The following is a 13,226-nucleotide window of genomic DNA, read 5'->3' on the forward strand; positions in this document are numbered from 1 at the left end:
AGACACTGCAGCAGTGTTAGCTTATCTAGTTAACTAATTGTCGGTACAAATGAGGAAGCGGGTTGTAGTTGAAGTGTCTTATCATGTGCTTAAGTTTTTTGATACAGCCAAATTCTTTTTAATATCAACTGCTAAATAGGTTATCTACGATTGTAGGTCTGATTTTTAGTTAAGCATGAATCGTGGTTAGACCATTTTAGTTGGTGCTTAACAAATTCAAATAATTATGGCTATAAGATGCTAGTTATTAAGACTGGTGCTCTAAGTGGTTCTTTATTCCTCTGTAGTTACGTTATTGGGCTTTTTGGCTAGGAAAGCCTTTATTAAGAATATCAGGTAGTCTATTTGCAAGGGCCATTAATAGTATTCCCACCACAGAGGCAGGAGGATAGGTTAGTTGTAGCGTAATAAATTTTATACAGGACTTGAACTGTGTTGTGTCACAATGTTATTAGATTTATTGTCTTTTTTGATTAAAAAGGGGTGGGTCTTAGGCAATAGAGACTGTTCACTAAACAACAGTAGGGTAGATAAATGGATTTGAAAGGAAAAGCAGCGATAATAACCGGTTCAACATCGGGAATTGGTTTAGGCATTGCGCAGGGGTTTGCAGCGCAAGGCATTAATATTATGTTGAATGGGTTTGGTGATTCGGTTGAGATTGAAAAAGAACGGCAGGCGATTGAAAACCAAGGGGTTAAGTGTATCTATAATGATGCTGATATGACCCAACCGGATGAAATAACAGCCATGGTCGAAGAGGCTGTGAAGGTTTTTGGTTCTATTGACATTGTTGTTAATAATGCGGGAATTCAGCACGTTGCACCCGTTGAAGAATTTTCGCCTGAGAAGTGGGATAGCATTATAGCGATCAATATGTCCTCAAGTTTTCATACCGTACGTGCCGCTATTCCGCATATGAAAAGACAAGGTTGGGGGCGAATTATTAATATAGCATCGGCACATGGACTTATTGCATCGCCTTTTAAATCGGCATACGTTACCGCTAAGCATGGTGTGTTGGGGTTTACAAAAACAATTGCCTTAGAAGTGGCGGAAGACAATATTACTTGTAATGCTATTTGCCCGGGCTATGTATTAACTCCGTTAGTTGAAAAACAAATTCCGGATACGGCTAAGGCTCGTGGTATTAGTGAGGAAGAAGTAAAACGAGACGTTATTTTATCGGCGCAATGGACTAAGAAGTTTGTGACTGTTGAGGAGTTAGCAGGGACGTCTTTATTTTTGTGTTCGGAACACGCTGAGAATATTACAGGTACACATATATCCGTCGATGGTGGTTGGACGGCTGGCTAAGTTACTCTATTGAGGTAATAAGGTGAATACTAGAGATATTTTAAGTTTACTTTCGATGCCGCTTGCATCGCCGAATTACCCAAAGGGCCGTATCGTTTTATTGACCGCGAGTATTTGATTATTACGTATGAGTCAGGCCCTGCTTGTTTGCAACTCATTCCACATGTAAAGGCACCCGTAACTGATCTGCCTGTTAAACAAGTTATTGGGCATGTAGATCTAACACTACCATATGGACGTGTAATACATGACTACATGGGCTCTAAATAATCTATTAACCGAGGAATTCCATGACGGAAAAAAGCAGTAAAGTAGAAAAGACAATCAACCTTGCGCTTCAGGGCGGGGGAGCACACGGTGCATTTACTTGGGGTGTGTTAGATAAACTATTAGAAGATGGTCGTATTGGCATTGATGGCATCTGTGCAACCAGTGCCGGAACGATGAATGCCTGCGTGTTAGCGTCAGGGATGCAGCAAGGCGGTCCTGAGAAAGCGCGTGAGAGTTTGCATAATTTTTGGTGGCGCATTTCAGAGGAAGGTAAAGCCTTCAAGCCAATGAAAAAATGGGCTCTAGATAAATATATGCCATGGAAAGTGCCTGATGTATTGAATTTTATGGTTACAGACTTCATGTCGCGGATCTTTTCACCGCATCAACTTAACCCATTTGATATAAACCCTCTGCGTGATGTATTGGCCGATACGGTCGATTTTGAAGCGCTAAATAATTGCAGTGACATTAAATTGTTTATCAGTACAACGCATGTCCATAGTGGCAGAGTACGGGTATTCAATACCAAAGATGTCACATTAGATGTAGCTATGGCATCCGCTTGTCTACCATTGATATATAAAGCGGTGTCGATAGACGATGAAGACTATTGGGACGGTGGTTATGTTGGAAACCCTGCCTTGTTTCCTCTGTTTTATAAAACGGATAGCAGAGATTTGTTGATTGTGCATATTAACCCCATCAACCGTTTTAGCACGCCTACAACATCGGCAGAAATTGTTAGCCGCATTAATGAAATTAGCTTTAACTCATCACTATTATCAGAAATGCGTGCGATAGCCTTCGTGAAAAAATTACTCGAACACGATATGCTCAAAGATGAGCATAAAGGCAATTTTAAGGATATTCTCGTACATTCTGTTCGGGCAGATGAGGCATTAAAAGACTTATCACTGAGTAGTAAGTACAGTTCAGATTGGGATTTTTTAACCTCTCTGCGTGATAAGGGTCGAGCAGAAATGTCTTTATGGTTGGAACAAAATTTTGATGCAATAGGTGTTAATGACTCTGTGGATTTGCATAAGACCTTTCTCAATTCGAATACAAAAATATTTGAAGATGAAAATGGTCGGCATAGACACGAGAACAAGTAAGAAAGCATTTATTCATCACTACGGAAGCCTCCAAAATAAGCTGAGCAAGTAACATGCTAAAAAGCTAATCAGCGTTTTGCATGCCCCCAATGCTCGTTACTCCCTTTGTGAAACTTTGTAGTGGCCGGTTTTTTGGTGGGGATTTTTTTGCAGTGCCTTTAACTGATCAGTTGGGCCTTGTAATAACGAGGTGTTTTTCCTGTCTTGTCTGGAGAAGTCGTGGGTGTACGAAGAGTATCGAGATCGGTTTATTAATCTTTATATTGAATAGCTTTAAGAAAGCCCGTTCCGGTATGCAAGAAGGTAGTAGAAGCGGTTATCAGAGCAATGCTTTTATGGTGAGCCTCAAGTTAACGACAGCTTGATCATTAACATATTCTAGGCAGTTGCGAGCCACTTAGCAGTTGCAAAATACGTGTTGTACCAATTCGGTTTTTTATTGTAACCATGGCCTGAGAGCCCTTGTGTACGTTACCGATAACGGCGGCTTGTTTTCCTAAAGGGTGAGCGTGCATTATGGCTAATGCTTGAGCAGCTTGGGCTGATGGTAATATGCTAATAAAACGTCCTTCATTGGCAACATAGTACGGGTCTAGGCCAAGTACTTCACAAACACTACGCACGGGATCGGCAATGGCGATAGCGGTTTCGTCAAGCATGATTTGTTTGTTAGCGGCAGTGCTAATTTCAATTAAGGCAGTGGCTAATCCTCCCCGAGTTAAATCACGCATACAGTGAATGTCAATGCCGCTATCAAGCAATAATTTGACCAGTCCAGATAGGTCAGCGCAATCACTTTCCAGAGTTTGTTCGAGTTTAAAACCTTCTCTTTGCGCCATAATGGCGATGCCATGGCGACCAATATCGCCATTAATAATAACAACATCATCATGCTGTAGCATGCTTGGGGAGAGGCTCATGGCTGTATCTAGCACGCCGATGCCACTGGTATTGATGTACAGCCCGTCGCCTTTTCCTTTCTCAACGACTTTGGTGTCGCCAGTTACAATGTTAACGCCAGCCGCTTTGGCTTGGTGGCTCATGGAGTGGATAATTTTTTGCAAGGAATCAATAGCAAAGCCTTCTTCAATGATTAAACCACAACTTAAAAATAACGGTCGAGCGCCACTCATTGCCAAATCATTTAATGTGCCGCAAACCGCCAGTTTGCCGATGTCACCTCCGGGAAAAAATAGGGGGTTAACCACGTAGGAGTCAGTGGTAAAAGACAAACGCTCACTATTGATAGCCAGCACAGCGCTATCATTTTTTTCATTGAGTGCAGGGTTGTCGAATTCAGCCAGCATGAGTTTGTCGATGAGTGACTGTGTCAATTGACCGCCACCACCATGCGCCATCACTATTTTGTCATACAGGCCAATAGGTAGAGGGCAGGCGTCTTCTGAATTATCCGTTTTACTCACTGGCTAATGTTCTCCGTAATACTTTGCTGACGACGGTAGGCGTAATAAGCGGCGCAGGCACCTTCAGCGGAAACCATGGTGGCACCTAAAGGGGTTTCTGGCGTGCAGCGGCTAGCAAACTCTGGGCATTGTGATGGTTTGATAATACCTTGTAACACCTTACCGCTTAGACATTGCTCGTGTTCTTGTGTGTTGATATGTGCGATTTGAAAGTAATTTTCTGCATCAAAAGCAGCGTAATCTGCACTGAGCTCAAAACCACTCATCGGGATATCACCAAGTCCTCGCCATGAACGAGTAACCGGTTTAAAAATTCGATTAACTATCTGTTGCGCGGTGGTATTACCTGATGCTTGGACGGCCCGAGCATATTGATTTTCAACTGTTACCTGACCTTGTTCTAATTGGGTAATACACAACAAAATTCCTTGCAGAATATCGACGGGTTCAAAACCAGTAACGACAATCGGCACCTGATATTTCTCAGTAATGGGTAAATATTCCTGATAGCCCATCACCACACAGACATTGCCTGCGGCGAGAAACCCTTGCACTTTATTTTCTGCTGATGAGAGTATCGCTTCCATAGCCGGAGGAACGCGAACGTGTGACACCAGCAATTTGAAATTTTTTAAACCCATTTGTTGCGCCTGATATACGCTCATGGCGGTCGTTGGAATAGTGGTTTCAAAACCAATGGCAAAAAACACCACCTGCTTATCAGGGTGCTGTTGAGCGATCGTGACCGCTTCTAATGGGGAGTAGACTGTTCGGACATCGCCACCTTCGGCTTTGACGGTCATTAAATCTTTTGTTGAACCGGGGACGCGAAGCATATCGCCAAAGGTGCAAAAGATAACGCCATTCAAGGCCGCTATGCCGATTGCCTTATCAATGGCTTGCAAGGGGGTAACGCAAACAGGGCAGCCAGGGCCATGAATGAGGTTAATATCGCTTGGCAGTAATTGATCAATACCGTATTTCATGATCGCATGTGTTTGACCACCGCATAATTCCATAATGGTCCAAGGGCGTGTACAGGTATTCCTTATCGCTGTTGCCAATAACTCAACATGTGGCTGATGTCGAAAATCATCAATATATTTCACTGAACTTATTCCTGCGCGCTTTTCAGGTCATCGAGGCTAGCCAAGGTGGCAAGGGCTTCTTCTTCATCTAGCAGATTAATGGCAAAGCCTGCATGCACAATCACATAGTCATTTTCTTTCGCTTCTGGCACCAGAGCGAGGCTTACAGTGGTCACTAGTCCTGAAAAACTGATATCCCCTGTACGGGTGTAGAGGTTTTCACCAGAAATGGAGATGATTTTACCGGGAATTGCCAAGCACATTCTGTGTTCCTCTATTAGCTGCGGCGAGTAATTGACCAAGCGCTAAGCCGCCATCATTACACGGTAGTTTTTGTTGCCAGTAGACCTTAATATTAAGGGCTGATAAGCGGCGGATGAGCGTTTCGCTTAGGTAGCGGTTTTGAAAACTGCCTCCGCTTAATATTACTCTTTTTTGTCCTGATTTGTGTGTCATATCAACCATCATTTCTACTAGCGTGTTATGAAATTTACATGCAATCAGTGGTTTTGGCACGGCGTTGTTTAAATCATCAATAATATCGCTCAGTAGGGGTTGCCAGTCAAATCTGGCTAATTCTTTGTCTTGTTGCCATAACACGCGATAGTAGTCGTCACTTGCTGTTGCGGCGAAACATTGTTCTAAACGCTGTGCAGCTTGACCCTCATAGCTTGAAACCTGACACAGATCGAGCAAACTGGCGACACAATCAAATAGCCGCCCAAGACTAGAACTGCGCGGGGAGTTGATTCGTCTGTTGAGCATAGCTTGTAACAGTGCTTTTTCTTCCTCGGTGAAGGCTGATATGGGAGCGAGTGAGTTGTGTGAAAATACCTTGTCACCCATGTATTCCCATAACATTGCCAATGCTGATCGACGAGGTTCTTTAAGGGCGATAGCGCCACCAAGCAAAGAAAATGGCCGCAGACTGGCGATGCGTGAAATGTTTGACGATGGGTCCAATGTGAAAAACTCACCGCCCCACAGCGAGCTATTATCACCGAGGCCATTGCCATCGCAAATGATGCCTAATAACGGTGGTTTAATGGCATGCTCTGCCATACATGACAGTAGGTGGGCGTGATGATGTTGTACGCTAACAGTCGGCAAATGGAGCGATTTAGCATAAAGGCTGCTGGCATACTCAGGGTGTTGATCCTGAGCAATCAGCTCGGGGTGGTATTCAAGCAATTGCGATAAATCAGCAATATTGTGTTTAAAACCAGTGATGCTTTCAAGGCTTTCAAGGTCACCATTGTGTTGACTGATCATGGCGTAATCACCCTTGCTAATAGCAAAGGTGTTTTTTAAATGCCCACCAACGGCCAATGTCGGCCTGTGCGGGTGTTGAGTAGATTGATTGTCCGCCAATTTGATTGTGACAGGCGCGTAGCCTCTAGCCGCACGTAGCAAAGTCGCTTCGTTATGAATGGTTTGTACAACAGAATCATCAACGGGTCGTAGAGTAGGGCGATTATGAACAACAAAGAAATCAGCGATATTGGCTAGCCGGTCTAGTGCTTGTTGATTATCAATACAGATCGGTTCGTTACTAAGATTGCCACTGGTAGCAACAAGAGGGAAAGGTAAATGTCTAAGCAGTAAATGATGCAAAGGCGAGCAGGGTAGCATGATGCCAATGAGGGTATTGTCAGGCGCGACACCTTCAGCCAAGGTGGAACACGCGATTAATTTATCCATTAACACAATCGGCGCAGCTGCTGAAAGTAGCAGTTTTTTCTCCAGTGCTGAGGGTGTGGCGATGGTGTCGACTTGGGCAATGTCTCGACACATCAACGCAAATGGTTTCTCAGGACGTGATTTATGGAGTCGTAATTGTTCAATACTGGCCTGATGGGTCGCATTTGCTAACAGTTGAAAGCCACCAATACCTTTTAGCGCCACAATTTTACCCTTAGTTAATGCCTCTGATGCTTGCTTGATAGCCGTTATATTGTCAGCAAGGTATTTACCTTGATGGGTTAATAACTCAATAGTGGGGCCGCAATCTGGGCAAGCAATAGTTTGCGCATGAAAACGACGATCGCTAGGGTTCTCATATTCATTCTGGCATGCCTGACACAAGGGAAACGTGTGCATTGCTGTGCGTTCACGATCATAAGGTAATGCGTTAATAATGCTGTAGCGAGGGCCACATTGGCTGCAACTGATAAATGCATATTGATAGCGACGATTACTTGTGTCAAGCAGCTCATCGATGCAGGTGGGGCAGGTGGCAATATCGGGTGAAATAAACATCGAGTGTTGCTGACCGGCACTGTTGCGTAATTCAAATTGTTGATAACCGCAGACAGGTAGATTAGTTATAGTTAATGATTCTATTTTGCTGTTGATAGGAGGTTTTTTTTGCACTGTTTCAATAAATGCCTCTAATGCGCTTGGTGAGCCTTCAATATCCACCGTTACACCATCACCAGTATTGCTGGCCCATCCCTTCAGTGCTAATTGGCTGGCTTGCCGATAGATAAAGGGACGAAAACCAACACCTTGAATTATCCCTGTGACTTGTAGTTTTTTTCTGTTAATCTGAATACTCATGGTGTTTCCATACTATCGAACTATGGACTTGGAATGAAATCAAATTTGTGCAGGTTTAATCGCTTTGGAAAGAGATGATGGAAACCAAAATCAGTGCAATTATTGATGAGCATGCGGCTGACCCCGCACGGCTGATTGATATTTTACAGGCCTTGCAAAACCACTTTGGCTTTCTTTCGACAGATACCGTTGAACAAACAGCACATCTTCTGAATATTCCCCGTAGCCAAATCCATAGCGTTATCGAGTTTTATAGTTTTCTACATTCAGAACCCGTTGGGACTTACCGCATTCTGTTAAGTGATTGTATTATTGATACCTTACATGGGTTCCAAACAGTAATGGATGCATTTTGTCAGAAGCTTGATATTCAGCCAGAGACCATTCGCAGTGATGGCAAAGTGAGCATTGCGACCACCTCGTGCACCGGCTTTTGTGATCAGGGTCCCGCAGCACTTATCAACGGTATTGCAGTGGTCGCATTAGATATCGATCGCGTTGAGCAGATTGTTAATCTCATCGAACACGATGAGCCAATCAGTGAGTGGCCAGCTGATTTGTTTCACAGTGAAGATAATATTCAGCAACGCGGTTTTTTATTGCAACAAGGTATTGAAGCGGGATCAGCCATTAAGACCTTGCTTGATCGCGGCATTGAAAACAGCTTGATTGAGTTGGAGCAGTCTGGCTTACGTGGTTGTGGTGGTGCAGGGTTTCCTACGGTGAATAAATGGCGTTTTTGTCGTCAAGTCGAAGCGGATGCACATTATGTCGTTTGTAATGCAGATGAAGGTGAGCCAGGTACCTTCAAAGACCGTGTTTTGCTGAATAATTATGCCGATCAAGTGCTCGAAGGGATGACGCTGTGCGCGCGTCTTATTGGTGCCTCTCAAGGCTTTATTTATTTGCGTGGTGAATATCTTTTTCTGCGACAAAAATTACAACAGATCATTGATCAACGTAGACAAATTCACTTGTTGGGTCAAGCCATTGCAGGTGTCGAAGGCTTTGATTTTGATATAGAGATTCGCATGGGTGCCGGGGCATATATTTGTGGTGAAGAATCCGCCTTGCTTGAGTCGCTGGAAGGTATGCGTGGTGTCCCACGGATAAGGCCGCCTTTTCCTGTAACGCATGGTTATCTTGATAAACCGACGGTCATCAATAATGTAGAAACATTTGCCGCAGCGGCGAAAATAGCGCTAGCAGGCGCTTCATCTTATAATCAGGTCGGTACGGAAGACTCTCCCGGAAGCCGCTTGCTAAGTATTTCTGGCGATTGTGCTCGCCCAGGTATTTATGAATATCCTTTTGGCACGACTATTGAGCAGGTCCTTATTGATTGCGGTGCTAGCCATACACGTTGTGTGCAAGTGGGTGGGCCATCGGGAGCACTGGTGGCGAACACCGATTTTAAGCGACAGATTAGCTTTGAAGATTTGCCAACGGGCGGTTCATTTATGATCTTTGATGAGAGCCGTGATCCTTTAGCAATAGCGACTAACTTTACCCATTTCTTTGCCCATGAAAGTTGTGGTTTTTGTACACCGTGTCGAGTGGGCACAACGCTGGTGAAGAACACGCTCGATAAGGTAGTTAACGGCATGGGGAGTGAGAATGACCTTGCAGAATTAAAAAAACTAAGTCATTTGCTGAAAGATTACAGCCATTGTGGATTAGGTCAAACGGCGACCAACCCAATAATGGACTCATTGACTTATTTCCCCGAGTACTATCAGGCCAAGCTTAAAGATCAGGCGTTTACCCCTGCTATTGATCTTGAACAGGCTTTACAGCAAGCACGTGTGCTGACCGGTAGAACGGATGCGGATGCCCATCTGGAGCAATTTAACGAATGAAAACGCTGTCGATAGTAATTGATGGGCAACAGGTTCCTTTTCAGCAAGGTCAGACGATTATTGAGGCTGCGTCAGCGGCTGGAATTTATATTCCTCACCTGTGTTACCAGCCCGAGTTTGCACCCCATGGTAGCTGTAAGGTTTGCGTTGTTAAGGTGAATGGTCGGGCTTGCTCTGCCTGTACAACGCCAGCGAGTGAAGGCCAAGTGGTCGATAATAATAGCGATGAAATGAATGCTTCACGTCGCAGCATTACACAAATGTTGTTTGTTGAGGGCAATCATTTATGTCCTTCTTGCGAAAAGAGTGGAGATTGTGAGTTACAAGCGCTGGCTTATCATTTAAAAATGTTCGATGCTCATTTTCCTCATTTGTTTCCCCTGCGTGAAATAGATGCCTCACACGCCGATATTATGTTGGATCGAGATCGCTGTATTTTTTGTGAATTATGTGTCCGAGCAAGTCGCGATGTTGACCAAAAAAATGTGTTTGCGATCAGTGGACGAGGTATTGAGAGCGAATTGATTGTTAATTCCCCGTCAGGGACATTACACGACAGCGACCTTGATGTGAACGATAAAGCGGCCCACGTTTGCCCAGTAGGGGCGATTTTAATTAAAAGAAAAGCATTTGATGTGCCCATCGGTGAACGTACTTATGACAAAAAGAGCATTGATGGAACAGAGCTGAATAAGGTGGAAAATGACCGCCAAAATTAGTATCGCTACAACATCACTGGCTGGTTGTTTCGGTTGTCATATGTCCTTGTTGGACATTGATGAGCGTATAACCGGTTTGGCGGAAGTGGCGGTGTTTGATCGTTCGCCATTGACTGATATAAAAAATTGTCATCATTCAGATATAGGCTTGATAGAAGGTGGGGTCTGCAATGCGGAAAATGTGCATGTATTACGAGAATTTCGAAAAAACTGTAAGACCTTGATTGCTGTTGGAGCCTGCGCCATTAATGGCGGGCTGCCGGCATTGCGCAATAAGATATCGCTAAAAGAATGTCTTGAAGAGTCTTATATTGATGGGCTTGGCGTAGTGAATCCGCAAATCCCTAATGACCCAGAACTGCCTTTGTTATTAGACAAGGTTTATCCGGTTCATGAAATCGTCAAGGTTGATTATTCGCTACCAGGCTGCCCACCATCAGCTGATGCGATATGGACATTTATTACCGATTTACTTGCAGGGCGCGAACCGACCTTGCCAGGCGAACTAATGCATTATGATTAATGAGATGTTGAACTTATGAGCACGACAGACCAGCAAGCATCTAATTCGGAGTCACTGCGACGAGTTGTTATTGACCCTGTTAGCCGTGTAGAAGGGCATGGCAAGGTTACGTTACTGTTAGATGAAAACAATCATGTCGCGCAAGCGCGCTTACATATTGTTGAATTCAGGGGCTTTGAGCGTTTTATTCGAGGCCGCCCCTACTGGGAGCTACCGGTTTTAGTGCAACGTTTATGTGGAATTTGCCCTGTTAGCCATCATTTAGCTGCGGCAAAAGCCATTGATCAATTAGTCGGTGTGGATCAACTAACGCCTTCGGCAGAAAAGCTGCGTAAGTTGCTACACTTCGGCCAGGTGTTACAGTCACATGCGTTACACTTTTTTTATTTAGCCTCACCTGACTTGCTATTTGGTTTTAGCAGTGACAAAAGTAAACGCAATATCCTTGGTTTATTAGCTGACTACCCTGAACTTAGCATGCAGGGCATTAAACTGCGAAAATTTGGTCAAGAAGTGATTCGGATTGTTACTGGTAAACGCATACATGGAACGGGGGCTATTGCAGGTGGAATGAATAAATCATTAACGCCTGATGAGGTTAATTATTTACTGAATGATATTGATGATGTTATTGAGTGGAGTAAGGCAGCGGTTAAGTTAGCGGCTGATATTCATTTAGCGGATGTCCCTTTTAACAATGAATTTGCCACCATCAAAAGTGGCTTTATGGGGTTGACCGGCTCTTCTGGTGAGTTGGAGCTTTATCATGGCGGTTTACGCGGTATAGATCGTAACGGTCATCCTGTGTTCGACCATTTTGATTACCGTCATTATCATCAAGTGATCCACGAGGAAGTGAAGCCGTGGACTTATATGAAGTTTCCATTTTTTGAGTCATTAGGTGTAGATGATGGCTGGTACCGTGTTGGACCCTTAGCCCGAGTTAACTTGTGTGACCTCATTACTACGCCTGCTGCTGAGCAGGCGCGTGTGGCATTTAAAGCTCAAGCAGGGGCTGATGCGATGGGAATGGTACAAAGCTCACTCGCTTTTCATTGGGCCAGAATGATTGAAATTCTTCATTGCGCCGAATCAATTAAAGCACTGTTGCATGACGCCGACTTGCAGGGGAAAGATTTAGTTGTTACGGGTGAAAAACGGTTGGAAGGTATCGGGGTGATTGAAGCACCGCGTGGCACCTTGTTTCATCATTATGAAATTAACGAAGATGATATTGTGACAAAAGCCAATCTAATCGTTTCAACCACGAGCAATAACCAGGCAATGAATGAATCTGTGCGGCAGGTTGCCGCCCGTTATTTGGATGGTCAGGAACTGACAGAAGGGATGTTAAATTATATCGAAGTAGCCATTCGTGCTTATGATCCTTGCTTGTCTTGCGCCACTCATGCTCTTGGTAAAATGCCATTACAGGTGGAGTTACGCGATGTTGAAGGAAAGTTATTACAGCAACTGGTTAAAAATAGTCAGGGTGAAGTAAGTGGCTAAGCTGCTGATTATTGGTTATGGCAATCCAGCGCGAGGTGATGATGGCTTAGGGCCTTTAGTTGCCGAACATATTGAATCGCTTAAGTCGCTAAGACATTGGCAACATATCGATGTGTTAACGGCGTACCAATTACAAATAGAAAACGTCATGGACTTGGTCGATTATCAAACCGTATTGTTTATTGATGCAGATAGCCAAATCAATAGCCCCTATCTTCTAACGCGTTGCCAGCCTGAAGTCGGGCAAAGTTATACCTCGCACGCATTGACACCAGATGCGTTATTAGCGGTTTACCAGCAGGTGTATAAAACAGCACCACCAGCCTGTTATTTATTGAAAATGGCTGGTTATGCATTTGAGCTAGGTCAGCCATTGTCGTCGATAGCCACTGATAACCTACGGTTAGCAAAGGACTTTGTTGAGCACTGTTGTCAACGGTCAGAGCAAAGCGTGCTATTTGATGATTGTGAAATGATGGAACTTAGTGCTGCGTATGCATGAACTATCGTTGTTAGAAGATGTACTAAGCATTATTGAGGATAATGCAGACACTCAGGGCTACACATCAGTAAAAAAAGTGTGTTTAGAAATTGGAGCGCTTTCGTGTGTTGAGCCAGAGGCATTGCGATTTGGTTTTGATATAGTGATGAAAAATAGCGTAGCCGACGGCGCGATTCTGGATATTGTAACCATGCCAGGGCAGGCAATATGCCAACAATGTGGTTGCGAAACAAAAGTTTTTGAACTACATACGCCTTGTCCCGACTGCCAATCCTTTAGCTTGGATATCCAGTCTGGACTGGAGATGCGAGTGAGAGACTTGATTGTTAATTAGGAGA

The 13,226-nt window shown here is 44.1% G+C and carries 12 protein-coding genes; 8 read left to right on the top strand and 4 right to left on the bottom strand.

The window, feature by feature from the left end:
* Positions 1–534 precede the first annotated feature (534 nt).
* Both Q91_RS03935 and Q91_RS03940 read left to right on the top strand, forming a co-directional pair.
* Positions 535–1,317 (top strand): 3-hydroxybutyrate dehydrogenase, encoded by a 783-nt coding sequence (locus Q91_RS03935; RefSeq protein ID WP_015005590.1) that lies wholly within the window; start codon positions 535–537, stop codon positions 1,315–1,317.
* Between the two features lie 290 nt (positions 1,318–1,607).
* A complete protein-coding gene (locus tag Q91_RS03940) occupies positions 1,608–2,705 on the top strand; it encodes a patatin-like phospholipase family protein (RefSeq protein ID WP_015005591.1) in 1,098 nt (365 codons plus the stop codon).
* 368 nt (positions 2,706–3,073) lie between these two features.
* Here the strand turns inward: Q91_RS03940 and hypE are convergent, their stop codons facing one another.
* The 4 genes from hypE to hypF are packed head-to-tail and all read right to left on the bottom strand — an operon-like array spanning position 3,074 to position 7,776.
* Positions 3,074–4,129, bottom strand: coding sequence for a hydrogenase expression/formation protein HypE (gene hypE / locus Q91_RS03950; RefSeq protein ID WP_015005592.1), 1,056 nt, complete (start codon positions 4,127–4,129; stop codon positions 3,074–3,076).
* Positions 4,126–5,238, bottom strand: coding sequence for a hydrogenase formation protein HypD (hypD, locus tag Q91_RS03955; protein WP_015005593.1), 1,113 nt, complete (start codon positions 5,236–5,238; stop codon positions 4,126–4,128). The genes hypE and hypD overlap by 4 nt, the downstream gene beginning before the upstream one ends.
* Before the next feature lie 5 nt (positions 5,239–5,243).
* Positions 5,244–5,480, bottom strand: a complete 237-nt coding sequence (locus tag Q91_RS03960) for a HypC/HybG/HupF family hydrogenase formation chaperone (RefSeq protein WP_015005594.1) — start codon at positions 5,478–5,480, stop codon at positions 5,244–5,246.
* Positions 5,458–7,776 carry a carbamoyltransferase HypF gene (gene hypF, locus Q91_RS03965; RefSeq protein WP_015005595.1) on the bottom strand — a complete coding sequence of 773 codons (2,319 nt, stop codon included), beginning with the start codon at positions 7,774–7,776 and terminating at the stop codon, positions 5,458–5,460. The genes Q91_RS03960 and hypF overlap by 23 nt, the downstream gene beginning before the upstream one ends.
* Before the next feature lie 74 nt (positions 7,777–7,850).
* Between hypF and Q91_RS03970 the strand changes: the two genes are divergently transcribed.
* Genes Q91_RS03970 through hypA form a run of 6 tightly spaced genes read left to right on the top strand, consistent with a single transcriptional unit; the run spans position 7,851 to position 13,222 of the window.
* On the top strand, positions 7,851–9,635 hold the full coding sequence (locus Q91_RS03970) for an NAD(P)H-dependent oxidoreductase subunit E (RefSeq protein WP_238538360.1): 1,785 nt from the start codon (positions 7,851–7,853) through the stop codon (positions 9,633–9,635).
* On the top strand, positions 9,632–10,354 hold the full coding sequence (locus Q91_RS03975) for a 2Fe-2S iron-sulfur cluster-binding protein (RefSeq protein WP_015005597.1): 723 nt from the start codon (positions 9,632–9,634) through the stop codon (positions 10,352–10,354). The genes Q91_RS03970 and Q91_RS03975 overlap by 4 nt, the downstream gene beginning before the upstream one ends.
* Positions 10,338–10,877: an NADP oxidoreductase gene (locus Q91_RS03980; protein WP_015005598.1), complete on the top strand. Its 540-nt coding sequence runs from the start codon at positions 10,338–10,340 to the stop codon at positions 10,875–10,877. Before Q91_RS03975 ends, Q91_RS03980 begins: the two co-directional genes overlap by 17 nt.
* Positions 10,878–10,892: 15 nt before the next feature.
* Positions 10,893–12,386: a Ni/Fe hydrogenase subunit alpha gene (locus tag Q91_RS03985; RefSeq protein WP_015005599.1), complete on the top strand. Its 1,494-nt coding sequence runs from the start codon at positions 10,893–10,895 to the stop codon at positions 12,384–12,386.
* Positions 12,379–12,888 carry a hydrogenase maturation protease gene (locus Q91_RS03990; protein WP_015005600.1) on the top strand — a complete coding sequence of 170 codons (510 nt, stop codon included), beginning with the start codon at positions 12,379–12,381 and terminating at the stop codon, positions 12,886–12,888. Before Q91_RS03985 ends, Q91_RS03990 begins: the two co-directional genes overlap by 8 nt.
* Complete coding sequence (hypA, locus tag Q91_RS03995; RefSeq protein WP_015005601.1) at positions 12,881–13,222, top strand: hydrogenase maturation nickel metallochaperone HypA; 342 nt, start codon at positions 12,881–12,883, stop codon at positions 13,220–13,222. The genes Q91_RS03990 and hypA overlap by 8 nt, the downstream gene beginning before the upstream one ends.
* Positions 13,223–13,226: the final 4 nt, after the last annotated feature.

Source organism: Cycloclasticus sp. P1 (genome assembly GCF_000299965.1).
Lineage (GTDB): Bacteria > Pseudomonadota > Gammaproteobacteria > Methylococcales > Cycloclasticaceae > Cycloclasticus > Cycloclasticus pugetii.